Source organism: Hydrogenophaga sp. (genome assembly GCF_030373245.1).
In the GTDB taxonomy this organism is placed as follows: domain Bacteria; phylum Pseudomonadota; class Gammaproteobacteria; order Burkholderiales; family Burkholderiaceae_C; genus Hydrogenophaga.
The window spans coordinates 54,328-78,620 of sequence record NZ_JAUCZF010000006.1 but is presented as its reverse complement, the minus strand read 5'-3'; the positions used below and the strand labels follow the sequence as shown (position 1 = coordinate 78,620).

23 protein-coding genes are annotated in these 24,293 nt (G+C 64.9%); 15 read left to right on the top strand and 8 right to left on the bottom strand.

All coding sequences use genetic code 11. The features are described 5' to 3' along the window. The first annotated feature begins 8 nt into the window (after positions 1-8). The 10 genes from QUV25_RS14325 (at position 9) to QUV25_RS14280 (ending at position 10,020) form a co-directional block, all read left to right on the top strand. The gene (locus tag QUV25_RS14325) at positions 9-695 is read left to right on the top strand and encodes a TetR/AcrR family transcriptional regulator (RefSeq protein ID WP_300864928.1); all 687 of its coding nucleotides are present in this window, start codon (positions 9-11) and stop codon (positions 693-695) included. Next, positions 692-1,591 carry an SDR family oxidoreductase gene (locus tag QUV25_RS14320; protein ID WP_300864926.1) on the top strand — a complete coding sequence of 300 codons (900 nt, stop codon included), beginning with the start codon at positions 692-694 and terminating at the stop codon, positions 1,589-1,591. The genes QUV25_RS14325 and QUV25_RS14320 overlap by 4 nt, the downstream gene beginning before the upstream one ends. Beyond that, entirely contained in the window at positions 1,588-3,198 is a 1,611-nt protein-coding gene (locus QUV25_RS14315; RefSeq protein WP_300864925.1) for a carboxyl transferase domain-containing protein, read from the top strand. Before QUV25_RS14320 ends, QUV25_RS14315 begins: the two co-directional genes overlap by 4 nt. An 84-nt stretch (positions 3,199-3,282) precedes the next feature. After that, on the top strand, positions 3,283-4,446 hold the full coding sequence (locus QUV25_RS14310; RefSeq protein WP_300864924.1) for an acyl-CoA dehydrogenase family protein: 1,164 nt from the start codon (positions 3,283-3,285) through the stop codon (positions 4,444-4,446). Positions 4,447-4,576: 130 nt separating this feature from the next. Then, complete coding sequence (locus tag QUV25_RS14305; RefSeq protein ID WP_300864922.1) at positions 4,577-5,374, top strand: enoyl-CoA hydratase-related protein; 798 nt, start codon at positions 4,577-4,579, stop codon at positions 5,372-5,374. Next, on the top strand, positions 5,371-7,428 hold the full coding sequence (locus tag QUV25_RS14300) for a biotin carboxylase N-terminal domain-containing protein (RefSeq protein ID WP_300864921.1): 2,058 nt from the start codon (positions 5,371-5,373) through the stop codon (positions 7,426-7,428). Before QUV25_RS14305 ends, QUV25_RS14300 begins: the two co-directional genes overlap by 4 nt. A 9-nt stretch (positions 7,429-7,437) precedes the next feature. Beyond that, complete coding sequence (locus QUV25_RS14295) at positions 7,438-8,688, top strand: acyl-CoA dehydrogenase family protein (RefSeq protein ID WP_300864919.1); 1,251 nt, start codon at positions 7,438-7,440, stop codon at positions 8,686-8,688. Continuing rightward, complete coding sequence (locus QUV25_RS14290) at positions 8,685-9,179, top strand: thioesterase family protein (RefSeq protein ID WP_300864917.1); 495 nt, start codon at positions 8,685-8,687, stop codon at positions 9,177-9,179. The genes QUV25_RS14295 and QUV25_RS14290 overlap by 4 nt, the downstream gene beginning before the upstream one ends. A 5-nt stretch (positions 9,180-9,184) precedes the next feature. Next, on the top strand, positions 9,185-9,619 hold the full coding sequence (locus tag QUV25_RS14285; RefSeq protein ID WP_300864915.1) for a signal peptide prediction: 435 nt from the start codon (positions 9,185-9,187) through the stop codon (positions 9,617-9,619). 143 nt (positions 9,620-9,762) lie between these two features. Then, positions 9,763-10,020, top strand: a complete 258-nt coding sequence (locus QUV25_RS14280) for an SWIB/MDM2 domain-containing protein (RefSeq protein WP_300864914.1) — start codon at positions 9,763-9,765, stop codon at positions 10,018-10,020. Between the two features lie 144 nt (positions 10,021-10,164). On the opposite strand, the gene QUV25_RS14275 is transcribed toward QUV25_RS14280, so the two are convergent. From QUV25_RS14275 to QUV25_RS14245, 7 genes are all read right to left on the bottom strand, one after another. Continuing rightward, positions 10,165-10,557 (bottom strand): DUF2784 domain-containing protein, encoded by a 393-nt coding sequence (locus tag QUV25_RS14275; RefSeq protein ID WP_300864913.1) that lies wholly within the window; start codon positions 10,555-10,557, stop codon positions 10,165-10,167. Between the two features lie 108 nt (positions 10,558-10,665). Then, positions 10,666-11,832, bottom strand: coding sequence for an ABC transporter substrate-binding protein (locus tag QUV25_RS14270; RefSeq protein ID WP_300864912.1), 1,167 nt, complete (start codon positions 11,830-11,832; stop codon positions 10,666-10,668). A 43-nt stretch (positions 11,833-11,875) separates the two neighbouring features. Further along, positions 11,876-13,732 (bottom strand): long-chain fatty acid--CoA ligase, encoded by a 1,857-nt coding sequence (locus QUV25_RS14265; protein WP_300864911.1) that lies wholly within the window; start codon positions 13,730-13,732, stop codon positions 11,876-11,878. Positions 13,733-13,867: 135 nt separating this feature from the next. Continuing rightward, positions 13,868-14,656 (bottom strand): ABC transporter ATP-binding protein, encoded by a 789-nt coding sequence (locus tag QUV25_RS14260; RefSeq protein ID WP_300864910.1) that lies wholly within the window; start codon positions 14,654-14,656, stop codon positions 13,868-13,870. Between the two features lie 79 nt (positions 14,657-14,735). Further along, entirely contained in the window at positions 14,736-15,563 is an 828-nt protein-coding gene (locus tag QUV25_RS14255) for an ABC transporter ATP-binding protein (protein WP_300864909.1), read from the bottom strand. 111 nt (positions 15,564-15,674) lie between these two features. Then, complete coding sequence (locus tag QUV25_RS14250; protein WP_300864908.1) at positions 15,675-16,751, bottom strand: branched-chain amino acid ABC transporter permease; 1,077 nt, start codon at positions 16,749-16,751, stop codon at positions 15,675-15,677. Between the two features lie 173 nt (positions 16,752-16,924). Further along, on the bottom strand, positions 16,925-17,800 hold the full coding sequence (locus QUV25_RS14245) for a branched-chain amino acid ABC transporter permease (protein WP_300864907.1): 876 nt from the start codon (positions 17,798-17,800) through the stop codon (positions 16,925-16,927). A 160-nt stretch (positions 17,801-17,960) separates the two neighbouring features. On the opposite strand from QUV25_RS14245, the gene QUV25_RS14240 reads away from it, so the two are divergent. Genes QUV25_RS14240 through QUV25_RS14230 form a run of 3 tightly spaced genes read left to right on the top strand, consistent with a single transcriptional unit; the run spans position 17,961 to position 20,532 of the window. After that, on the top strand, positions 17,961-19,364 hold the full coding sequence (locus QUV25_RS14240) for an acyclic terpene utilization AtuA family protein (RefSeq protein ID WP_300864906.1): 1,404 nt from the start codon (positions 17,961-17,963) through the stop codon (positions 19,362-19,364). Next, a complete protein-coding gene (locus QUV25_RS14235) occupies positions 19,364-19,741 on the top strand; it encodes a hypothetical protein (protein WP_300864905.1) in 378 nt (125 codons plus the stop codon). The genes QUV25_RS14240 and QUV25_RS14235 overlap by 1 nt, the downstream gene beginning before the upstream one ends. Continuing rightward, the gene (locus QUV25_RS14230) at positions 19,738-20,532 is read left to right on the top strand and encodes a crotonase/enoyl-CoA hydratase family protein (protein ID WP_300864904.1); all 795 of its coding nucleotides are present in this window, start codon (positions 19,738-19,740) and stop codon (positions 20,530-20,532) included. Before QUV25_RS14235 ends, QUV25_RS14230 begins: the two co-directional genes overlap by 4 nt. A gap of 54 nt (positions 20,533-20,586) precedes the next feature. Here QUV25_RS14230 and QUV25_RS14225 read toward each other — a convergent pair whose 3' ends face one another. After that, positions 20,587-20,997, bottom strand: a complete 411-nt coding sequence (locus QUV25_RS14225) for an acyl-CoA thioesterase (RefSeq protein ID WP_300864903.1) — start codon at positions 20,995-20,997, stop codon at positions 20,587-20,589. 35 nt (positions 20,998-21,032) lie between these two features. On the opposite strand from QUV25_RS14225, the gene QUV25_RS14220 reads away from it, so the two are divergent. Both QUV25_RS14220 and QUV25_RS14215 read left to right on the top strand, forming a co-directional pair. Further along, positions 21,033-23,015: an ABC transporter ATP-binding protein/permease gene (locus QUV25_RS14220; protein ID WP_300864902.1), complete on the top strand. Its 1,983-nt coding sequence runs from the start codon at positions 21,033-21,035 to the stop codon at positions 23,013-23,015. 119 nt (positions 23,016-23,134) lie between these two features. Next, positions 23,135-24,055 (top strand): LysR family transcriptional regulator, encoded by a 921-nt coding sequence (locus tag QUV25_RS14215; protein WP_300864901.1) that lies wholly within the window; start codon positions 23,135-23,137, stop codon positions 24,053-24,055. The last annotated feature ends 238 nt before the right edge of the window (positions 24,056-24,293 follow it).

The window sequence follows — 24,293 nt, the reverse complement described above, 5'->3', positions numbered from 1 at the left end:
TCCCCCTCATGACCAGCGCCAGCCCCGTTGACGACATGCTCCCTGCGGCCGCAGTTCGACCGCGCGGGCGGCCGCGCAAGACCGCCGAAGAGCGTGACGACGGCAACCGTCGACTGGCGCTGCTGGCGACCGCGGCGAGACTGTTCCGCCAGCAGGGCTTCGACGCCACCAGCACCCGCGACATCGCCAGCGCGACCGGCATGCGATCGGGTTCGCCCTTCTACCACTTCGAGAACAAGCAGGCGCTGCTGGCGGCGGTGATGCGCGAAGGCATGCGCAGCGCGCTGGCGCGTCAGACGGCGGCGATCACGCTGCTGCCCGCGCAGGCGACCCCGCGCGAGCGGCTGTCAGCGCTGGTTCGCAACCACTTTGAGGTGCTGCTCGGGCCCGACAGCGATTTCATCCCGGTGATGCTGTACGAATGGAGGCGACTGGCGCCCGAGCAGGTCGGTGAAGTGACCGCGCTCAAAGACGCCTATGAAGCTGCCTGGGTGCCGGTGCTTTCGGCGCTGCACGCCAGTGGTCAGCTGGCAGGCGATCCTGTGCTGGCGCGGCTCATGATTTTCGGTGCGCTGAACTGGGCCGTGCAGTGGTACCAGCCACCACCCGCGCGGGCCGGCCGCGGCCGTCACCGTGCCACGCTGGACGACCTCACCACCACTGCCTTGCGTCTGTTTCTCAAGGACCCCGAATGAGTGCCGAGTCTGCTGCCCGCTACCGCTCCGTTTTTGCACCTGGCCTGTTTGCGGGCCGGGTGATCGTCATCACCGGCGGCGGCTCGGGCATTGGCCGCTGCACCGCGCACGAGCTTGCCAGCCTGGGAGCAACCGCGGTGCTCGTGGGGCGCAACCCCGACAAGCTGCAGACCACCCTGGCCGAAATCGAAGCCGATGGCGGGCGCGCGGGTGTGCAGGTGTGCGACATCCGACGGGAAGAAACGGTGCGCGCCATGGTGACCGCGGTGCTGGACGCACACGGCCGCATCGATGGCCTGGTGAACAACGCCGGCGGCCAGTACATGACGCCTCTGGAAAAGATCAGCGCCAAGGGCTGGCAGGCCGTGATCGACACCAACCTCACTGGCGGTTTCCTGGTGGCGCGCGAGTGTTACCTGCAAACCATGCAGGCGAGGGGTGGCGCGGTGGTCAACATCGTGGCCGACATGTGGGGCTCCATGCCGGGCATGGGCCACAGCGGCGCGGCGCGCGCGGGCATGGTGAGCTTCACCGAGACCGCGGCGCTGGAATGGGCGAAGAGCGGCGTACGGGTGAATGCGGTGGCGCCAGGCTACATCGCGTCCAGCGGTATGGACCACTACCCCGCTGAAGCCGGCCCCCATTTGCGCGCGATGCGCGACACCGTGCCGGCCGGGCGCTTCGGCAACGAGGCCGAAACATCGGCTGCCATCGTGTTCCTGCTCTCGCCCGCGGCCAGTTTCATCAGCGGCTCGGTGTTGCGGGTGGACGGCGCACGGCCTCAGGTGCGTCTGGGCTGGGGGCAAGTGGCGGCGAGCGCCGAGGCCCAGGCGCGCGACGCGGTGAAACCGTTTGACGGCTTCCATCGCGCGGTCACACCCAAGGTGTTTTCATGAGCCGGTTCAACTCTGCGTTCAACGCTCAGAGCGAAGCAGCGCAGCATCGCCGCTCGACCATGCTGGCCCGAATCGCGCAGCTGCGCGCACTCGAAGACCGCGCCGCGCAGGCCTCGGCGAAGTCCATGCCCGTGTTCGACAAGCGCGGTCAGCTTCTGCCGCGCGAGCGCATCGGCTTGCTGCTCGACGCCGGTGCGCCATTTTTGCCGCTGTGTTCGCTGGCCGGGTTTCTGCAGGACAGCAAAGACCCCGAGAAATCGGTGCCGGGTGGCGGCATCCTCGCGGGAATCGGTTTCGTGGGCGGCGTGCGTTGCATGGTGGTGGCCAGCGACTCGGGCATCGAGGCGGGTGCCATTCAGCCGCGCGGACTGGAGAAAATTCTGCGGGTGCAGGAGATGGCGCTGGAAAACCGGCTGCCGTTTGTGCACCTGGTGGAGAGCGCAGGCGCCAACCTCACCAAATACAGGGTCGAGGGCTTCGTGCTCGGCGGCGCGCTGTTCCGCAACCTGGCGCGCCTGTCGGCCGCCGGCCTGCCGGTGATCACGGTGCAGCACGGCTCGGGCACGGCAGGCGGCGCCTACATGCCGGGGCTTTCCGACGTGGTCATCATGGTGCGCAGCCGGTCCCGCGCTTTCCTCGCTGGCCCGCCCCTGCTGATGGCGGCCACGGGCGAGGTGGCCACCGAAGAAGAACTGGGTGGCGCCGAGATGCACACCAGCATCTCGGGCCTGGGCGAGTGCCTCGCTGAAGACGACCGGCAGGCGCTGGGCATCGCGCGCGAGGTGGTTCAACGCACCGGTTGGGCACTGCCCGCGCGCGCAGCCGCGCCATCGCCCGCGCTGCCTGCGGACGATCTGCTGGCTCTCATGCCAACCCACCACCGTGAGCCGGTGGACATGCGCGAAATCGTGGCGCGCCTGGTCGATGCTTCCGAGCTGCTCGAATTCAAGCCGCTGTATGGCGCAGCCACGCTGTGTGTGCAGGCGCGCATTGGCGGCCACGCGGTGGGCATCGTCAGCAACAACGGCCCGATCGATGTGGCTGGCGCCAACAAGGCCACGCACTTCATTCAGTGGATGTGCCAGCTCGGCCATCCGCTGATCTACCTGCAGAACACCACCGGCTACATGGTCGGAAAAGAGAGCGAGCAGGCCGGCATGATCAAGCACGGCAGCAAGATGATTCAGGCCGTGACCAGCGCTAATGTGCCGCAGCTCACCATCCAGTGCGGCGCCTCGTTTGGCGCGGGCAATTACGGTATGTGTGGACGCGGCTACGCGCCTCGCTTCCTCTTCAGCTGGCCCAACGCCAAAACCGCGGTGATGGGCGGCGAGCAGGCCGCGCGCACCATGCAGATCGTGGCCGAGGCCGGCATGAAGCGCAAAGGTATCGCACCCGACCCGCTTCAGATGCAGGCGCAGTTTGACCAGATCGTTCAGGTGTTTGACGACCAGTCCGACGCCTTCTTCACCAGCGGCCTGGTGCTGGACGATGGCGTGATCGACCCGCGCGACACGCGCGCTGTTCTCAGCTTCTGTCTGGATACCTGCGCCGAGGCCGCTGCCCGACAGGCCAGGCCCATGCAGTTTTCGGTGGCACGTATGTGAGACCTTGCGGGACAGACCCAAGGACGCGCGAAGCGCCCCTTGGCTCTGTCCCCAACTTGATAGGACGGACCTCAGGAGACAACCATGCAATTCACCCACGAACACCGCGAAATCCAGAACACGCTCAAGCGTTTCATCGACGACCAGATCAATCCCCATGTGGACGATTGGGAGGCCGCTGAGATCTTCCCGGCACACGAGGTCTTCAAGCAGATGGGCCAGCTCGGCCTGCTTGGCCTGACCAAGCCCGAGGCCTATGGTGGCGCGGGTCTCGACTACTCCTACAGCGTGGCCATGGCCGAGGCGCTGGGTCACATCCACTGCGGCGGCGTGCCCATGGCCATTGGTGTGCAGACCGACATGTGTTCGCCCGCGCTGGCGCGCTTTGGCAGCCCTGAGCTGTGTGAGCAGTTCCTGGCGCCAGCCATCGCGGGCGACGCGGTGGGCTGCATCGGCGTCTCCGAACCCAGCGCCGGCAGCGATGTCTCGGGCATCAAGTCGTTCGCCAGGAAGGACGGTGACGACTACGTGATCTCCGGCCAGAAGATGTGGATCACCAACAGCTTGCAGGCCGACTGGATGTGCATGCTGGTCAACACCAGCGAGGGACCGACGCACAAGAACAAGAGCCTGGTCATGGTACCGATGCGCGAGCACGGCCGGTTGGTCAAGGGCATCGAAGTGGGTCAGAAGATCCGCAAGATCGGCATGAACAGCAGCGACACTGGACTGATCTATTTCGACGAGGTGCGCGTGCCGCAGCGCTACCGCATCGGTCAGGAAGGCGCAGGCTTCATCTACCAGATGCAGCAGTTCCAGGAAGAGCGGCTGTGGGCCGCGGCCAGTTGCATCCAGAGCCTGAGCAACTGTATCCAGTGGACGGTGGAGTGGGCGCAGGAGCGCAAGCTCTTTGGTGCGACGCTGGCCGACCAGCAGTGGGTGCAGTTCAAGCTGGCTGAGATGAAGACCGAGGTGGAGACGCTGCGCGCACTCACCTACCAGGCCTGCGAACACTATGTGGCGGGCGAGGATGTGACTGAGTGGGCCACCATGGCCAAGCTCAAGGCCGGCCGCCTCAACCGCCTGGTGCCCGATACCTGCCTGCAGTTCTGGGGTGGCATGGGCTTCACCTGGGAGAACAAGGTCTCGCGCATGTTCCGGGATGGCCGTCTGGCGTCGATCGGTGGCGGGGCCGATGAGGTGATGCTGGGTATTCTGGCCAAAACAATGGGCATCGCGAATCGATGACCCCCCGCGCCGCTTTGCGTCACCCCCCTTCCAGGGGGGCAATCCCTGTGGCCCGGCGAAGCCGGTTCCACGGGATTTCTGGGTTGAAGGCATTGCGCTCCGACTTGTCGAATGCAAATGAGGAAAGACCATGGCCGAACTCTTGATCGAACGAACCGGCGACACCGAGCGCTGGACGCTCAGCGATCCGGCCACGCGCAACGCCTTGAGCGATGCGATGGTGGTGGCTCTGTTTGAGGCCTGCTTGCGCGCCAAGCAGGATGAGTCGCTGCGCCTGATTGTGCTCACCGGCGCGAGCGGTGCGTTTTGTGCGGGCGGCAGTCTGGGCCATTTTTCCAGCGCCATTGGCCAACCCCTGGCCCCGGGCGAGAGCGATCCGCTGGTGGCGGCCAACCGGGCGTTTGGCGATGTGCTGCACGCGTTGTGTGAACTGCCCCAGTTGCTGGTTTGCGCGGTGGACGGTGCGGCCATGGGAGGCGGTTTTGGTCTGGTGTGCTGTGCCGACCATGTGATCGCCACCGAGCGTTCGGTGTTCGGCACGCCCGAGGTCAGCCTGGGCCTGCCGCCGGCGCAGATCGCGCCCTTTGTCTCGGCGCGCCTGGGCGACCGGGTGGCGAGGCAATGTCTGTTGCAAGGCCTGAGCCTCAAGGCCGATGCGGCCATGGCCGTGGGCCTGGTGGATGAGCTGACCGATGGCGATCTGGCCTCCGCTCTGGAAGACCGGCTGCAGCGCCTGCGCCGCGCCGCGCCGGGTGCTGTGGCCAGCACCAAGCAGCTTTTGCAGCGCATGCGCGGCCGCGTACCCGATCTGCGCGACGAAGCCGCCATCGCTTTTGCCAGCGCATTGCGCGGCCCCGAGGCCCGGGATGGTCTGGCCGCGTTTGCCAAGAAAAGACCCGCACCCTGGGTGGATCACGGCAAGCCATGAAAAAGCTGCTGATCGCCAATCGCGGTGAAATTGCCCGCCGCGTGATCCGGACGGCTCACGCCATGGGCATCGATACGGTGGCCGTGTATTCAGACGTGGATCGCGATGCCTTGCACGTGCGAGACGCCGGCACGGCAGTGGCGCTGGGGAGCAACGCTTCGGCAGACACGTATCTGCGCATTGACAAGCTGCTCGATGCAGCGCGCGTGAGCGGTGCGGACGCGGTGCATCCGGGCTACGGCTTCCTGAGCGAGCGTGCCGAGTTCGCTCAGGCGGTCACGGACGCTGGTCTGATCTGGGTGGGTCCGCCAGCCTCGGCCATCAGGGCGCTGGGCAGCAAGGCCGCCGCCAAGCAACTGGCGCTGGCGAACGGCGTGCCCTGCCTGCCGGGCTACCACGGTGAGGCGCAAGACGAAGATCGCCTGCAGGCCGAGGCTCAGCGCATCGGCTTGCCCTTGATGGTGAAGGCGGTGGCGGGTGGCGGTGGTCGTGGCATGAGGTTGGTGACCGAGTGGACGCAGTTGCTGCCTGCGCTCAAGAGCGCGCGCTCGGAAGCGCTGTCGGGTTTTGGCTGTGGTGATCTGCTGCTGGAGCGTGCGCTGTTGCGCCCGCGCCATGTGGAGGTGCAGGTGTTTGCCGACGCCCACGGCCACTGCATCCACCTCGGCGAGCGCGACTGCTCGGTGCAGCGACGGCACCAGAAGATCATCGAAGAGTCGCCGAGCCCGGCGGTCTCGCCCGAGCTGCGTGCCGAGCTGGGGCGCTGCGCGGTCACGCTGGCGCAGGCTGCGGGCTACGTGGGGGCCGGGACGGTGGAGTTTCTGCTCGACGAGGATGCGGCAGGTTTCGCCGCCGGGCCGCCTCAAGGCGAAACAGCCCCAGAACCGGGAAGGGATCTGGTTCCGCCCAGTTCCCGGGGCAGCGACCCGCGAAGCGGCGGAGCGTGGGGGCCCCATTTCTTCCTCATGGAGATGAACACTCGCCTGCAGGTCGAGCATCCTGTCACTGAAATGTTGACCGGGCTGGATCTGGTCGAGTGGCAGCTGCGCGTGGCGCGGGGCGAACCGCTGCCATGGGCGCAAGAGCAGCTGCGGTTGCATGGACATGCCATCGAGGTGCGCCTGTGTGCCGAAGACGAGCATTTCATGCCGCACACCGGAGAGATCCTTCACTGGCAACCACCGGTCGAGAGCGCCAGCCTGCGTCTTGACCACGCGCTGGCCTCGGGCACGGAGATCACGCCGCATTACGACGCCATGCTGGGCAAGGTGATTGCCCACGGCACCTCTCGGGAAGCGGCGATCGATCGCCTGCTCCAGGGCTTGCGCGACACCCGCGTGCTCGGGCTGCACACCAACCGCGCCTTGCTTGCGGCCTGCCTGCACCATCCGGTATTTCGTGCCGGCCACGCGCGCATCGACTTTCTCGCCCAACACGGTGACGAGCTGCGCGAAGGCCTGGTGCTGCGCGATCCAGCCTTGCGCGCGGCCGCTGCGCTGGCCGTGTATTTTGCCCAGGCAGCGCCGTCGGCGGCATTGCCTTGCCCGTATCCGCGCTCGCTGCGCATGGCCTGGGCCGATGGCGAGACCACGGTGGGGTCGGTTCTGGAGCTCGGTGCAGGCCAGGTTCAGCTGACGACGGAAGACGGATCGGTGCACCGGGCCACGGTTCAGGCCGGCGGCGCATCGGGCAGGCGCATCACGCTGGATGGCGTGGACGTCTGGACCCATGCGGTGCTGGTGGACGATCGGCGCTGGCACCTGCAGCTTGCGGAGCGGGAGGTCTGGCTGGCGGACCTGAGCCACGCGCCTGCCGTCGCGGGTGGTGCAGAGCATGCCCACCGGGAGCTGCGAGCGCCGTTCAACGGCAAGCTGCTCGCGGTGCACGCAGCCGCTGGTCAGCAGGTGGCGCGTGGCGAACCGCTGCTGGTGATCGAATCCATGAAGCTGGAGCACGTCTTGTGCGCGCCGCGCGATGGCGTGGTGGCCGAGGTGCTGGTGGCCGCGGGGGCGCAGGTGGCGCCGGGTCAAATTCTGCTGCGACTTGACCACTGAGATCACCTCATGATCCCGACCGACACACCTGTTTTCACCGCTGAAGACCAGCGCGCGCTGCTGTCAATGGTGGCGCGTTTTGCGCGCGAGGTGGTGGCACCCCAAGTGCCCGCCTGGGAGGCCGCTGGCGAGTTCCCGCGGTCGATTTACCGCCAGGCTGCGGATCTGGGCCTGCTGGGCCTGGGCTACCCGGAAGCGCTGGGCGGCACGCCGGCCCCCTGGTCGGTTCGCAACGCGGTGATGCAGACGCTGTCGCGCGTGGGAGGCAGCGGCGGCTTCATGGCCAGCCTGTTTTCGCACAACATCGGCTTGCCGCCGCTGATGGCGCATGGAACCGCCGAGCTGCAGGCCCGGGTGGTGCCGACTGTGTTGCGCGGTGAAGCGATTGCGGCGCTGGGCATCACCGAGCCCGGTGGCGGATCGGATGTGGCCAGCCTGCGCACCACCGCGAAGCTCGATGGCGACCACTACGTGGTGAATGGTGAAAAAGTTTTCATCACCTCCGGGATGCGCTGCGACTGGCTCACGCTCGCGGTGAGAACCGGTGAACAAAGCAAAGGCGCGACGGGCATCTCTCTGCTGCTCGTGCCCTGCGACACGCCGGGCATCTCGCGCACTCGCCTCGACAAGATGGGCTGGCTGTGCTCCGACACCGCCCATCTGCGGTTTGACAACGTGAGGGTGCCGGTGGCTCTCCGGCTGGGCGAGGAGGGCGCGGGCTTTCGCATGATCATGGCCAACTTCAATGGCGAGCGCCTGGCGATGAGCGCGATCGCTCTGGGCTTCGCACAGGCCTGCTATGACGAGGCGCTGGACTGGGTGCGCCAGCGCCAGACCTTCGGCGTGCCACTGATCGAACGCCAGGTGATCCGCCACAAACTCATGGACATGCAGATGCGCATCCAGTCCACCCAGGCCTGGGTCGACGCGCTGGGTGCCCGAGCGGATGCGGGCGAAGCGGGCGTTCCGCCGCCGGGCCGCCCCAAGGCGGAACAGCCCCCTTGGGGGGCAGAGACCCTTGCGCAGCAGGGGAGCGTGGGGGCTAACAGTGACTGGGTCGCCAACGTCTGCCTGCTCAAGAACCACGCCACCCAGACCATGCAGTTTTGCGCCGACGCGGCGGTGCAGATGCTCGGCGGCATGGGCTTCATGCGCGGCACCGTGAGCGAGCGCGTGTACCGCGAGGTGAAGGTCATGATGATCGGTGGCGGAGCTGAAGAAATCATGAAAGAACTCGCCGCACGACAATGGAACCTATGACCCCAACCACCGCGACCGCCCCAATCACCCCCGATGCATTCGAGACGGAGTTTGTCGACGCGCTCAGACAACTGTTTGAAGAAAAAATTGTGTTCAACCAAGTGCTGGGCTTGAAGATCACCGCCATCAAGCCCGACAAGGTGACCGCGCGCATCAACATGAAGCCCGAGCTGGTCGGTCACTACAGCCACAACCGCATCCACGGCGGCGTCATCAGCGCCTGCCTGGACGCCATGGGTGGCCTGGCCTGCATGGCCGCCATCGGTGCGCGCCACATGAACGAGCCCCCCGTGCAGCGCCTGCATCGCTTCGGCAAACTCGGCACCATCGACTTGCGCATCGATTACCTGCGCCCCGCCATCAGTGACCACTTCGAACTGCGCGCCGAGGTCATGCGCCTGGGCTCGCGCGTGGCCTCCACCCGCATGGAGTTCCTGGCCGCAGACGGCAAGCTGCTGTCCACCGGCGCAGGCGCCTACATCGTTTCCTGAGGGCAATGGTGCCTCGCGCCCCGGCTGCGCCGGCACCCACGTCCCGCCTGTTGCGGGTACTGCGACTGGCCTGGGCATCGCCTTACACGCTGCTGGGCTTGGTGCTCGGCGCGGCCTGGTGGCTGGGCGGGGCTCGCCCGCAGCGGGTCCATGGTGTGCTGGAGCTTGCGCTGGCTGACACCGGCCGTTTCCCGCGCCAGGGCGCATGGCGGCTTCCGTTTGCTGCCATCACGCTCGACCATGTGGTGCTGGCGGTCGATCAGGCGTCGCTTGATCAGTGGCGTGCGCATGAGCGGGTGCACGTGGCTCAGTATGAGCGCTGGGGGCCGCTGTTCCTGCCTGCTTACCTCGGCTCCAGCCTCTGGCAGTGGCTGTGTGGGCGTGATGCCTACTGGGACAACCGATTCGAGGTCGAGGCGCGGCGTGCTGATGGCTGTTGATTGACGTAATCGCCCCTATGGCGGTCATCCAACACGCCGCTGTAGCGGACAAGAAGCGCTCTGAATCGATGGCTCGTCGGCACGTGATTCCAGGGCGATCGAAAGCACGCCCTAGAATCGGGCTTTTAACCAGTAAGTTTCAAATGACCACTGCCAAGAAGCAAACCGCATTCAATCGTGCCCTCACTCCCAGTGCCGAGCTGGCCGCTGTGATCGGTGCAGCGCCGCAACCCCGCACCGAAGTTGTGAAGCTGATGTGGGAGTACATCAAGGCCAACAATCTTCAGAATCCGAAAAACAAGCGAAACATCTTGGCGGACGCCAAGCTCAAGGCGGTTTTCGGAAAAGATGAAGTCACCATGTTCGAGATGACCGGGCTGGTGGGCAAGCACCTGAGCTGACGGGATCTCACCGCGCTCGGCGCTCGTGCCCTGCCTAAGAGCGATCGACTGAGGTCTTCCGCGTACCGATCTTCATCCGATGTGCCCACCGGGTTCGATCGGTTTCGCGCGACCGGCATCAGCTGGTGCCAGCCATGACCCAGCTCATGGCCTGGGCCTGACCCATCTCCAGGCGGCTGCCACCAGCACCGCAAACCCCGTGTACGCCGCCACGAACACCCACCACGGGGCTTCCCAATACAGCAGGCGCGAGAGCCAGTGTTCGATGAAGCTTTCGCGGTAGGCCGTCTCGCCCGCGAGGCGGCGCAGGTCCTGCTCCCAGACGGTGAGTGGACACAGCTGGCCGAGCCAGGCCTGGGCCGCAATGAAGACCATCAGGGCAAGGTGGGTGAGTCGCAATCTGACGTTGCGCACCCATCGCCAGCCCAGCGCACCACCGATCAGGATCAGCGGCAGCAGGCCGACCACGAACAGCACCACGCCCACATGCAGGACGAGCAGGGCGTCGGCCAGGAGGGCAGCGGTGGTGGCGTTCATGGCGGCATGTTGGTGCAGGTGGGTAGCCCAGGTCAAAGAAAAAGCCGCCATCGCACGGGGCAATGGCGGCTTTTGTGCCAGGCCTGATCGATCAGGCGGCGCGGCAGATCACTTGGTGTTCATGTAGTCCGAAACCACCTTCCACTTGCCGTCCTGGATCTGGGACATGCGGGTGGCATCGCTGCCCAGGCGCTTGGTGGGGCTGAAGGTCATCTCTGCGGTACCGAACATGTCGGGTGGAATCACCATGGTGTCCATGGCCTTGATGAAGCTCTCGGTGGTCAGGTTGTTGCCCGCCTTGCCCGCGGCCTTGAGAAACGCGTCGACCAGCTGGTAGCCATAGACAGAGAAGACGGTGGGTTCTTCGCTGAACTTGGTCTGGTACTTGTTGGCCCAGAAGCGGATGTTCTGCGAAGGATCGTCGGCGTAGGGATGCTGCGTCGCCATGGTGGAGTAGAAACCGTTCATGGCTGGGCCACCCAGCTTGTGGATCAGGTCGGTGTACGAAGCGCTGGAGCCCAGGAAGGTGGGATTGAAGCCCAGGCGCTTGGCTGTGGCGATGCCGCCGATGGTCTCGCGGATGATGGTGCCCATCACCACGAAGTCGCACTTTTCTGCCGCCAGCTTCTGCATCTGGGATGAAAAGTCGGTGGCACCTCGCTTGAAGCTGGTGGTCTCTGCCATGGCCATGCCCGCGGCCTTGAGGCCTTCTTCAGCGCCCCGCAAGACTTCCAGGCCGAACTCGTCGTCCTGGTACATCGCACAGACCTTCTTGGCACCTTTTTCCTTGGCCAGCTTGGGTACACCCACGCGCATCTGGTCGTAGTAGGGCGCAGCAAAGGCGTACTTCAGCTTGTGAAACGGGTCGTACATCTGGCGCGCTGCGGTCACCGGGAAGAAGTTGATCACGTTCTTCTGGAATTGCACCGGCATGGCGGCCATGTTTTGCGCGGTACCGAGGTGGCCCACCATGGCAAAGATCTTCTCCTGGTTGACGAGTTTTTGCGCAGCGAGCACCGCATTGCGGGGGTCGTACTTGGAATCTTCCACCAGCAGCCGGATCTTGCGGCCGTTCACGCCGCCTTGTTCGTTGGCTTCGTCCACGCGCAGCATCATGCCGTTGCGGATCTGTTTGCCAAAACCGGCGATCGGTCCCGACAGGTCCTGGATCGAGCCCAGCACGATTTCGTTCTTGCTCACACCCTGGGACTGCGCCAGGGCAGCGCCGGTGGTGAGCGCCAAGGCGGCGCCGATCAGGCTCAGGGAAATTTTCATGGGGGTTGTCTCCTGGGTGGTGGGGAAAAACTGGTTTCTGACTTCAGCGGTACATGGCGTCGATCTGCTCGGCGTATTTCTTCTGCACCAGCTGGCGTTTGAGCTTCATGGTGGGGGTGAGTTCTTCGTCTTCGGCCGAAAGCTGGGTGTCGAGCAGGAAGAACTTCTTGATCTGTTCGACCCGGGCAAACTTCTTGTTGACCCGGTCAATCTCGGTCTGGATCAGCGCCTGCACCTCGGGTGCTCGTGTCAGGCTTGCGTAGTTGGAGAAGGGCACATCGTGGTCCTGCGCGTACTTCTCCACGTTTTCCTGGTCGATCATGATGATCACGGTGAGGTAGGGCCGCTTGTCGCCGATCACGACCGCGTCGGTCACGTAGGGGGAGAACTTGAGCTCGTTCTCCAGCTCGCTGGGCGTGATGTTCTTGCCCCCTGCGGTGATGATGATGTCTTTCATGCGGTCGGTGATGCGGAAAAACCCTTCCTCATCGACCACACCCACATCGCCCGTGTGCAGCCAGCCGTCGGCGCTGATGGTCTCGGCGGTTTTTTCTGGCAGGTTCAGGTATCCCATGAACACGTTCTTGCCGCGCACCTGGATTTCGCTGGTGACCGGGTCCAGCCGGACTTCGTTGTATTGCGCCGCCGGGCCAATCGAGCCGGGCTTGATGCGCTCGGCCGGGATCCCCGTGGAGGCGCCGCAGGTCTCGGTCATGCCCCAGACTTCCAGCATGGGCACACCCAGCGCCAGGTACCAGCGCACCAGATCGGGCGAAATGGGTGCTGCGCCGGTGACGAGAAAGCGCGCGCGGTGGATGCCGATCAGCTTGCGCACGTTGTTGAGCACCAGCAGTCGCGCGAAGTGGAATTGCAGCCTGAGCGAACCCGGTACCGGCTGCTTCGCCATCACCAGATCGGCCACGCGCTGACCAATGCCGATGGCCCAGGCATACGCGGCCTGCTGCAGCGCACCCGCTTCCTTGAGCGAAATCATCACCCCGGAATAAAACTTCTCCCACACGCGCGGCACGGCGGTGAACACGGTGGGTGCGATCTCGCGCACGTTTTCGGGGACCGTCTCGGGGTTCTCCACGAAGTTGAGTCTGGCGCCGGTGTAGAGCGAAAAATACTCGCCGCCCATGCGCTCGGCAATGTGGCACAGCGGCAGGAAACACATGCACTCGTCGTTCTCATCGCGCGCAATCAGCGTGTTGTAGCCGCGCACGGTGTAGACCAGACCCTCATGGCTGTGCATTGCGCCCTTGGGTCGTCCGGTGGTGCCCGAGGTGTAGACCAGGATCGCCAGGTCTTCTGGCCTGCTCGCCGCAATGCGCGTCTCCAGCGCTTGCGGGTGGGTGCGAGCGTGTTGGCGACCGAGCTCGCGCAGCGCGTCCAGGCTCATCACCTGCGGGTCGTTCAGCTCACGCAGACCTTCCATGTCGCCCACGATGATCTTGCGCAGGCGGGGCAGTTGCTCGCGCACGGCGAGTGCCTTGTCGAGCTGCTCGTCGTCTTCGACAAACAGCACCGTGGTGCCCGAGTCCTCGCACAGGTACTGCACCTGCTCGGCCGCATCGGTGGGGTAGATGCCGTTGGACACACCGTTGGCACTGAGCACCGCCAGATCGCACAAGACCCACTCGATGGTGGTATTGGACAGGATGGACGCGGTTTCGCGCTCTGCAAACCCGAGAGCGATCAAGCCGTTGGCGATTTCCCGCACGGCCTCACCCGTCTGGTCCCAGCTCCAGCTGCGCCAGATGCCGTAGTCCTTCTGCCGCATCCAGACCTGGGGCCCGCGCGCTTTCACACCGTTCCAGAACAAGGCAGGAATGGTTTCGCCAGGCAGGACGATGTCAGTCCTAGGCTGGATACCGGAAAGATCCCAGAGAGTGCTCATGCTAGATGTCCAACGCCGAAGCCAAGTGTGGTGCGCGTGAGAAGACGCGGTCCAGGGCACCGTGGAACCGGCTTTGCCGGGTGACCAGTGCCGCCCCCTGGGGGGTAGCGCGAAGCGCTGCGGGGGGAGTCACATCTACCTCCAGTTCTTCTTCTTTTTCCAGCGCCGGTCAGCGCGCACGCCTTCTTCCTTCATGCCCAGGTAGAACTCCTTGATGTCGTCCTTCTCGCGCAGGTGGGCGCAGGTGTCTTCCATGACGATGCGGCCGTTCTCCAGCACATAGCCGTAGTCGGACGCGTTGAGCGCCATGTTGGCGTTTTGTTCGACCAGCAGGATGGTGGTGCCGCGCTCGCGGTTGATGCGCACCACGATCTCGAAGATTTCCTTGGTCAGCTTCGGGCTCAGGCCCAGGCTGGGCTCGTCAAGCAGGATCAGGTCGGGGTTGGCCATGAGCGCCCGGCTGATGGCGAGCATCTGTTGTTGGCCGCCCGAGAGCAGGCCGGCGTCTTGCGCAGCGCGCTCGCGCAGGATGGGAAAGTAGGCAAACACCGATTCCATGTCGCGCGCCACGCCATCGCGGTCCTTGCGTGTGTAGGCGCCCATCAGCAGGTTGTCGCGCACCGAAAGCAGCGGAAACACCTCGCGCCCTTCGGGTACGTGCGACAGACCTTGTTGCACGATGAAGGCGGGATCCTTGGCGGTGATGTTCTCGCCCTTGAAATCGATCGACCCTTTGCGTGGATCGATGATGCCGCTGATGGTCTTCAGGATGGTGGTCTTGCCCGCGCCGTTGGAGCCCAGCACCGTGGCGATCTCGCCGCGGCGCACCTGCAGACTGACTCCCCGAATGGCCTTGATCGGACCGTAAGAGCTTTCGACGTTGAGCAGCCTGAGTACTGGCTCGTCGGTGGTGGCCACGCTCATGCTGCCCCCAAGCTGGTTGCCGCGCAGACGGCGCTGCCCCCCATGGGGGCGTTCGAAACCTGGGACGGCTTTGTGTTTCTCATGCAGCCACCTTGTGGTTTTCGCGGCGCAGGTTGGACACATCGTCCACCGAGCCGAGGTAGGCTTCGATCACGCCCGGATGCGACTGCACTTCCGACGGCGACCCGGTGGCCAGTTCTTCGCCCATGCTCATGGCCAGCACCCGGTCAGACACCTTGGACACCAGGCTCATGTCGTGCTCAACCATGAGTACCGTGATGCCGAGCTCGTTCTTGATGTCGGTGATCCAGAACGCCATGTCGTCGGTTTCCTCCACATTCAGCCCAGAGGACGGCTCGTCCAGCAGCAGCAGTTGCGGCTCTGTGCACAGCGCGCGTGCCAGCTCCACCACCTTGCGCACACCATACGGCAGACCGGCCACCATCGATTCACGGTGATGCTGAAGGTCGAGCAGCTCGATCACATGCTCCACCTTTTCCCGGGCCTCGATCTCCGCAGCCCGGGTCTTGCTCGTGAAGAAGATCTCGCTCCACAAGCCGGTGCGGCGATGGGTGTGGCGTCCGATCAGCAGATTTTGCAGAACGGTGGCGTGTTCAAAGAGCTCGATGTTCTGGAAGGTCCGCGCGATGCCCAGGCTGGCGATCTGGTGCGGCGGCTGATCGGTCAGGCGCAGCATGCCTTGCGGCCCAGCGAAATCGATGGAGCCGGTGGTGGGCGTGTAGATGCGGCTGATCAGGTTGAATACCGTGGTCTTGCCCGCGCCGTTGGGGCCGATCAGCGTGAACACCTCGCCGCGTTTCACGTCGAAGCTCACGTTGTTCACCGCCAGCACGCCACCAAAGCGCACGCTGAGGTTTTTTGCTGAGAGCAGGATGTCGTTACTCATGCAGGCGACTCCGAAGAGAAGTGTCTCGACCCAGAATGCCGCGGGACTGGCTTTGCCAGACCGCAGGCATTGCCCCCTTGAGGGGGTAGAGCGAAGCGACGCGGGGGTGGGTCATTTCAGGCGGTCCGATTTCTGGAAGCTCTTTTGCCGCTTGAACATGCCCTTGCGGTAGAACGGAAACAGCTGGAGATAGGTCCGGATCTTGAGCCATCGCCCGTACAGGCCCATGGGCTCGAACAGCACGAAGGCAATCAACATCAGGCCATAGACCGTGCCTTGCAGACCAGTGGCCTGACCGATGGCGGTGGGCAGGAAGTCCTTGGCGATGGCGATCAATTGCGGCATCACGATCAGGAAGATCGCGCCCAGGAACGCGCCGTGGATCGAGCCCAGCCCGCCGATCACGACCATCAGCAGCAAATCGATCGACTGGATGATGCTGAACTGCTCGGGCGAGAGAAACTGGATCTTGTGGGCATACAGCGCGCCCCCGATTCCGGCCAACGCCGCGGAGATGGCGAAGCTCAGGGTCTTGTACCGGGCCAGGTGAATGCCCATGCTCTGGGCCGAAATTTCTGAGTCTCGGATGGCCACAAACGCGCGCCCGGTGCTGGAGCGCATCAGGTTGACGATGCCCAGCGTGGCGCCGATGGTGATGATCAGGCAGAGAAAATAGAACTCGTTGGTGCTGTCCAGCGTCCAGCCGAACATGGCGGGGTAGTTCACCATCAGACCTGCGTTGCCACCGGTGACCGACTCCCAGCGCGCCATGCCTTCTTCGACGATGAAGCCAAACGCGAGCGTCGCCATGCCGAGGTAAATGCCCTTGACGCGCAAGGCCGGCAGGCCAACCACCATGCCCACGGCGGCCGACAGAAGACCGGCGCAGGCGATGGCAATCGGAAACGGAATGCCGGAATTGACCATGATCGCCTGCGTGTAGGCGCCCACGCCGAGGAAGGCCGCATGCCCGAGCGAAAACAGCCCGGTAAAGCCGGCGAGCAGCATCAGCCCCAGACCGACGATGGCGTAAATCAGCACAAAAGTGAGCTGCGCCAGCCAGTATTCCTGAATCAGCCAGGGCGCGGCCAGCAGGCCCAGCACCAGCAGCCCGTACCAGAACACATGACCGCCATGCTTGGCGAGCTTGATGTCCTGGTTGTAGTCCGTTTTGAAAATAAACCGCATGTGGCTCGGTGCCTTTTGTCAGAAGCCGCAGCGCAGCTCGATTTGCCGACAGGTCGTTCGGCGGGCGGGGTTCGTTTCCAGGCCAGCGCGGAGCCCGCTTTGCCGGATCGCCAGTGGCGCCCCCTCGAAGGGGTGACGCGCTGCAAGCGCGGCGCGGGGGTGGGCCAAGCTGCTCATACCTTCTTCCTGAGTTTTTCGCCGAAGAGGCCATTCGGTTTGAGCACCAGCATCAGCAGCACCACGATGTAGGGCGCAATGTCCTTGAAGCCTTCGGGCAGGTAGAAGCCCGCTACCGATTCGACGATGCCGATCACCAGGCCGCCGACGATGGCGCCGGGCAGGCTGCCGAAGCCGCCGACCACCGCGGCCGGAAAGGCCTTGAGACCGATGAAGCCCATGTTGGCGTGCACAAAGGTGATGGGCGCGAGCAGCAGGCCGGCGATGGCTGCGACCGCTGCCGCCAGACCCCACACCAGTCCGTTGATGCGCTTGACCGGAATACCCATGTAGTAGGCGGCGAGCTGGTTTTGCGAGGCGGCCTGCATGGCGATGCCCAGCTTGCTGTAGCGAAACATGGCGTAGAGCGCCGCGCAGAGCAGGGCGGTGGAGGCGATCACCACCGTCTGCTCGGCCGAGATCACCAGTCCACCGAGGCGCAACACGCCGCCCGCGTAGGGCACGGGCAGGGTGTGGGTGTCGGTGCCGATGTCGGGCACCATGGTGATCACGCCGCGCAGCACAAAGCCCACGCCGATGGTGAGCATGACGATGGAGAATGCTGGCTGGCCCAGGATGGGTCGCACCACCACCCGTTCGACGCCGACGCCAAACAGCGCCATGCCGATGATGGTGGCGGGGACCGAGATCCAGTACGGCAGGCCCATGAATGTCATCAGGGCCAGGCCGCCGAAGGCGCCGACCATCATCAGATCGCCCTGGGCAAAGCTCACCGTTTCGGTGGCCTTGTAGATCAGCACGAAACCCAGGGCAATGAGTCCGTAAATGCAGCCCTGGGAGACGCCGTCGATGAGCAGTTGCAGCAATTGCACGCGGGTGTCTCCTGTCGTTTTGTCTTGATGGCGCCCGCCGTTCCTGCTGCAGACCGTGTCGCTCGAATTGACCTGCAGAAGTTATAGCTGTCTTGTATGAGACTGGCGCTAGGGGTTGTCCCGATCACGAGTCACCGAGGTGCCAACGATAGTTCTGCCTATGCAATCGGTTCGCATCGGCGCTGGCCTGGGTTTTTACGGTGACAACTGGGAGCCGGTGGCCGCCAGCATCGATCGCGGTGGCGTGCAATTCATCGCCAGCGACCACCTGGCCGAACTCACCCTGGCGATCTTGCAGAAAGACCGGCAGCGGGATCCAGATCTGGGCTATGCACGCGATCTGGTGCCCATGCTGCTGCGGCTCTGGCCGCTGATGCGCGAGCGGGGGGTGCGCTTCGTTTGCAATGCGGGGGGACTCAATCCGGCGGGTGCGGCTCAGGCCTTGCTGGCGGCGTTTGAGGCCAAAGGCTGGCGGGCCCGGGTGGCGGTGGTGGGGGGCGACGATGTATTGCCGCAGCTGATGCAAGCCGATGTGTCCGCCACGGACTTTCCCCACCTGTTCACCGGCGAGCCGGTGGCTGGCGTGCGCGAGCGGCTGGTGTTCGCCAACGCCTACCTGGGCGCTGCACCCATCGTGCGTGCTCTGGACGGCGGGGCCGAGATCGTCATCACCGGTCGCGTGGCCGACGCCGCTCTGTTCCTCGGCCCCATCGTGCACAGCCTGGGCTGGACGCTTGCCGGGGCAACAACCTCCAGGGATCTCGACCGCCTGGCGCAGGGCCTCACGGTCGGCCACCTGCTGGAGTGTTCGGGGCAAGGCAGTGGTGGCAATTTCGGCAGCCAGGAAGCCTGGCAGCGCATTCCCGATCTGGCCCACATCGGCTACCCGATCGCCGAGGTCTACCAGGACGGCACGGCGCTGATCACCAAAGCGCCCGATACCGGCGGGCGGGTGAATTTCGACACCGTGCGCCAGCAACTGCTCTACGAGGTGCACAACCCGCACGCTTACCACTCGCCCGATGTGGTGCTGGACATGGGCGCCGTCACCCTGCACGACGAAGGTCACGACCGCGTGCGCCTCACCGGGGCACGCGGCCAGCCACCAAGTGAGCAGCTCAAGGTGGTGGCGGGGTTTCGTGACGGTTTCAAGGCCGAAGTCACCTGGGGCTTTTCCTGGCCTGACGCCTGGGACAAGGCGCAAGCGGCGCAGGCAACCGTGCGCAGCATGCTGCGCGAAAAACGCATCCCGCACGACGAGCTGTTCGTGGAGTACCCGGGTCTGAATTCGGCGCACGGCGCGCTGGCGCCCTTGCCCGAACCCGCCGCACTCAAAGGGTTGAACGAAGTCTGGACGCGCATGGTCTTGCGCACGCCGGTGAAAGCCGCCGCCGAAGGTTTTGGCCGCCTCTTTCCCTGGCTCGCGTTGAGCGGGCCGGCCTACACCTGCGGCTTCAACGGGTTGCACAACACCAGCGAGCTGCTCGGGATCTGGCCTACGCTGGTGCCGCGCGCGGATGTCGAGGCCGGCGTGACGGTGCAATTCGTCGGTGAATCGGAATAATGAGCCGAATCCGCATCCCCTTGGCCCGCATCGCCCACGCCCGCAGCGGCGACAAGGCCGACTGGGTGGACTTCGGCCTGTTTGCCTGGAACACCGAAGGCTATCGGCTCATCGAGCGCGAAGTCACCGCTGCTCGCGTGCAGGCGCACTTCGCACCCTGGTTGGCCGGGGAGGTCGAGCGCTGGGCCTTGCCCAACATCTTCGCAATCAAACTCGTCCTCAAGGGCGCACTGCAAGGTGGCGGCGCGCGCAACCTGCGGCTGGACAACCTGGGCAAGGCCATGGCCGGTGCGTTGCTGAGGATGGAAATCGAGGTCACGCAGGCCGAGCTGGATCAGGCCTTGAGCGCCCCGCGCGTCGGCTGGTGGCCTGAATGAGCGCGGTCACGGTCGAGCGCCTGGAACACGTGCACGTGGTGACGCTTTCGCGCCCGACCGTTCGCAACGCGGTCGACCGCGAGACCGCAGAGGCGCTGCACACGGCCTTTCTGGCCTTCGAGGACGATAAGGACGCGCGGGTCGCGGTGTTCCACGGCGCGCATGGGCACTTCTGTTCCGGGTGGGATCTACAGCACGGCGCCCGCCTGGCGGCATCGGGCGATGACCAGACCTTGAGCGGGCTGGACTTCGACGTTGACGACGCCCGTGCAATGGGTCCCATGGGTCCGTCGCGCCTGCGCCTGCGCAAACCGGTGATCGCCGCCGTCAGTGGCGCCGCGGTGGCGGGCGGCATGGAGCTGGCCCTCTGGTGCGATTTGCGCTTGATGGAGGCCGATGCCTACTTCGGCATCTACTGCCGGCGCTTTGGTGTGCCGCTGATCGACGGCGGAACCGTGCGCCTGCCGCGCCTGATCGGCATGGGGCATGCCATGGACCTCATCCTCACCGGGCGCAAGGTCGAGGCGCCCGAGGCGTTGCAGATGGGCCTGGCCAACCGCGTGGTGCCCACTGGCACCGTGCGCGAAGCGGCCATCACCCTTGCCCAGCAACTCGCTGCCTTCCCGCAGGCCACGATGCGCGCCGACCGTGAGAGCGCGTACGCGCAATGGGATTTGCCACTGGGCGAAGCCTTGCAGCAGGAGTGGCAGCGCGGCCGAGAGCGCATCCCCGACGCTCTGGAAGGTGCTGTGCGTTTCTCGGCCGGGCATGGGCGTCACGGCCGGTTCTGAAGGCTCGGCGACAGGCCTTCGACGCGCCGCCCGTATCAACCCGCGCGCGCAGTCTCAGCGGGGAATGACGCGAGGCTTGCCTTGGTCGTCGATCGCCACGTAGGTCAGGCTGGCCTCGGTGACCTTGACGTACTGGCCCTGAGCCCGAAAGCGTTCGGCGTACACCTCCACCTGCACCGTGATCGACGTGTTGCCGATGCGCTCGATGTGCGCGAAGAAACTCAGGATGTCGCCCACGCGCACCGGGTGCTTGAACACGAACTGGTTCACCGCGACCGTGGCCATGCGCCCCTGTACGTGGCGCGCTGGCAGTACCGAGCCCGCGAGATCGACCTGGGCCATGACCCAGCCACCGAAGATGTCGCCGTTGGCGTTGCAGTCGGCGGGCATGGGAATGACCTTGAGCACCAGCTCCCGGTCGACGGGCAGGGTACTTTGGGCGGGGGAGCTTGATTCGACGGACATGGGCACAATCTTGATGCAAACCGCGATTGTCCTGCATGCGCCCGTCTTCCTCCACTTCCGCCACCTCCCTACCCCACGCCACAGCTGCCACCGCCTCGCCCAACGGGCAGGCGGCCACTGCCCGTGGATCCGACTGGGCCACGCTTCGGCGTCTGCTGCCCTACCTGTGGCAATACAAATGGCGCGTGGTGATCGCGCTGAGTTTCATGGTCGCGGCGAAGATGGCCAACGTGAGTGTGCCGCTGCTGCTCAAGCAGCTGGTCGACGCCATGACCATCAAACCCGGCAGTGTCGAGGCCTTGCTGGTGGTGCCGTTGGGCCTGTTGCTGGCCTATGGAGGTCTGCGCCTGTCCACTGCCATCTTCACCGAGCTGCGGGAGCTGGTGTTCGCCAAGGCCACCGAGGGCGCCACCCGGAGCATTGCGCTGGAGGTGTTTGGCCACCTGCACGCGCTGAGCCTGCGTTTTCACCTCGACCGACAGACCGGTGGCATGACGCGCGACATAGAGCGCGGCACGCGTGGCGTGCAGTCGCTCATCTCGTATTCGCTCTACAGCATCGTTCCCACGCTGATCGAGGTCGCCATGGTGCTGGCGCTGCTGGGCACGCAGTTCGACATGGGGTATGTCTGGATCACCCTGGTGGCGCTGGTGCTCTACGTCACCTTCACGGTGATCGTGACCGAGTGGCGCACCCGTTTCCGGCGCGAGATGAACGAGCTGGAGTCGGCCAGCCAGACGCGCGCCATCGACTCGCTGCTGAACTACGAAACCGTCAAGTACTTCAACAACGAGACCTTCGAGGCGCGGCGCTACGACGAGGCGCTGGAGAAGCTGCGCCGCGCGCGCATCAAGAGCCAGACCACGCTGTCCATGCTCAACGCTGGACAGCAGCTGGTGATCGCCACTGCCCTGGTGCTCATGCTCTGGCGCGCCACCCAGGGCGTGGTGGCCGGCGACCTCACGCTGGGCGATCTGGTCATGATCAACGCCTTCATGATCCAGCTCTACATCCCGCTGGGTTTTCTCGGCGTGCTCTACCGTGAGATCAAGCAAAGCCTGACCGATCTGGACAAGATGTTTGTCCTTCTGGAAAAGGAGCGCGAAATCGCTGACCTGCCCGGTGCTACCGACCTGGTGCTCGATGGTCCTCCGGCGGTGCGTTTCGAGAACGTGCGCTTTGGCTACGAGCCGGCACGAGAGATCCTGCACGGCGTGAGCTTCGAAATTCCAGCGGGCAAAACGGTGGCGGTGGTCGGGCCTTCAGGTTCGGGAAAATCGACGCTGGCGCGCTTGCTGTACCGCTTTTATGACGTGACGAATGGGGAGCCCACGCGCTCCGCCGCTGCGCGGGTCGCTGCCCCCCATGGGGGTGGTTTCGCCCTGGGGCGGCCCGACGGCGAAACGGGTTCTGGTTCCGGGCTTCCGAATTCCGAGCAAGTCAGCGACGATTTCGGCCGCATCACCATCAACGGGTTGGACATCCGCCATGTCACCCAGGCCAGTGTGCGTCAGGCGATCGGTATCGTGCCGCAGGACACGGTGCTGTTCAACGACACGATTGAATACAACATCCTTTATGGTCGGCCCGATGCAGGGCACGACGCGGCCGTGGAGGCGGCCAGGGCCGCCCACATCCACGGCTTCATCGAGCGCCTGCCCAAGGGCTACGCCACGCCAGTGGGCGAGCGTGGCCTCAAGCTCTCGGGGGGTGAAAAACAGCGGGTGGCGATTGCGCGCACGCTGCTGAAAAACCCGCCGATCGTGATCTTCGACGAAGCCACCTCGGCCCTGGACTCGGCCAATGAGCGCGCCATCCAGGCCGAGCTGCGCAGCGCAGCACGCAACAAAACCTCGCTGGTCATCGCCCACCGCCTGTCCACCGTGGTCGACGCCCACGAAATCCTGGTACTCGTCAACGGCGATATCGTCGAGCGCGGCCGGCACGCCGACCTGGTGGCCCGGCCTGGTGGCGCCTATGCTGAAATGTGGGCCTTGCAACAAGTGAGCCAAGAATAGAAAGGAGAATCCTCTTCGGAGCGGAGATTCGTGCCATGACACCCCCGAACCGGCTTTGCCGGGCGGACAGTGTCTCCCCTTTGAGGGGTGGCGCGCGCAGCGCGACGCGGGGGTGGGTCATGGAAACCAAATGGCTGGAAGATTTTGTGAGCCTGGCCGAGACGCGCAGTTTCAGCCGGTCGGCGCAGCTGCGCCACGTCACTCAGCCCGCGTTCTCGCGACGCATCCAATCGCTGGAGGCCTGGGCCGGCACCGATCTGGTGGACCGATCCTCTTACCCCACGCGCCTCACGCCGGCAGGCCAGACCCTGCACGAGCAGGCGCTGGAGATGCTGCAGGCTCTGCAGGTCACCCGCGCCACGCTGCGCGCTCACACGGCGGCGGCGCAGGACGTGATCGAGTTCGCCGTGCCGCACTCGCTGGCCTTCACGTTTTTCCCCACCTGGCTGTCGGGCCTGCGCGAAACCTGCGGCCCGACCAAGACTCGGCTGATCGCGCTCAACGTACACGACGCGGTGATGCGCTTGGTCGAGGGCAGTTGTGACCTGCTCATCGCCTACCACCATGCGGGTCAGCCCATCCAGCTTGATATCGATCGTTACGAGATGCTGCCCCTCGGCCGTGAAATCCTCGCGCCCTATGTGAAACCCAATGCGCAGGGCGGTCCGATGTACGCGTTGCCTGGGCAGCCGGGCCAGCCGGTGCCTTATCTGGCCTATGCGCCTGGCGCTTATCTGGGGCGTGCGGTGGAGCAGTTGGTGAAACAGAGCCCGATTCCGGTGCACCTGGATCGCATCTATGAGACCGACATGGCCGAGGGCCTCAAGGCCATGGCGCTGGAAGGACACGGCATCGCGTTTCTGCCGGCCACGGCAGTGCGCAAGGATGTGCGCGCCAAGAAGCTGGTCTCGGCCGGCGATGGACTGGAGACGGCGCTGGATATCCGCATTTATCGCGAGCGACCCAATGCCCGCAAGGCCAAGCGGGCGCTCGAGAAGTTCTGGCAAGACCTTCAGACGCGCCTGGGCTCGGCCGGCTGAAGCATTCCACACGCTGCACGGTTCTTCGGTGGTCGTCTGTGGGCGGTGGAAGCCGGCGCGAAGTGTCTGACACTGCACGGCGCAATCCAACGGAGTGTTCATCAAGCTGCCACCCTGAATCGAAAAAACAGCGGTGTTGACCCAGGCAAGGTTTGTAATGGTGCCCTGAGCCAGACCGCTGCCGGGATGGGGAGACGCGACGCTCGACTCAACATCGCCCATCGGGATACGTCGGATC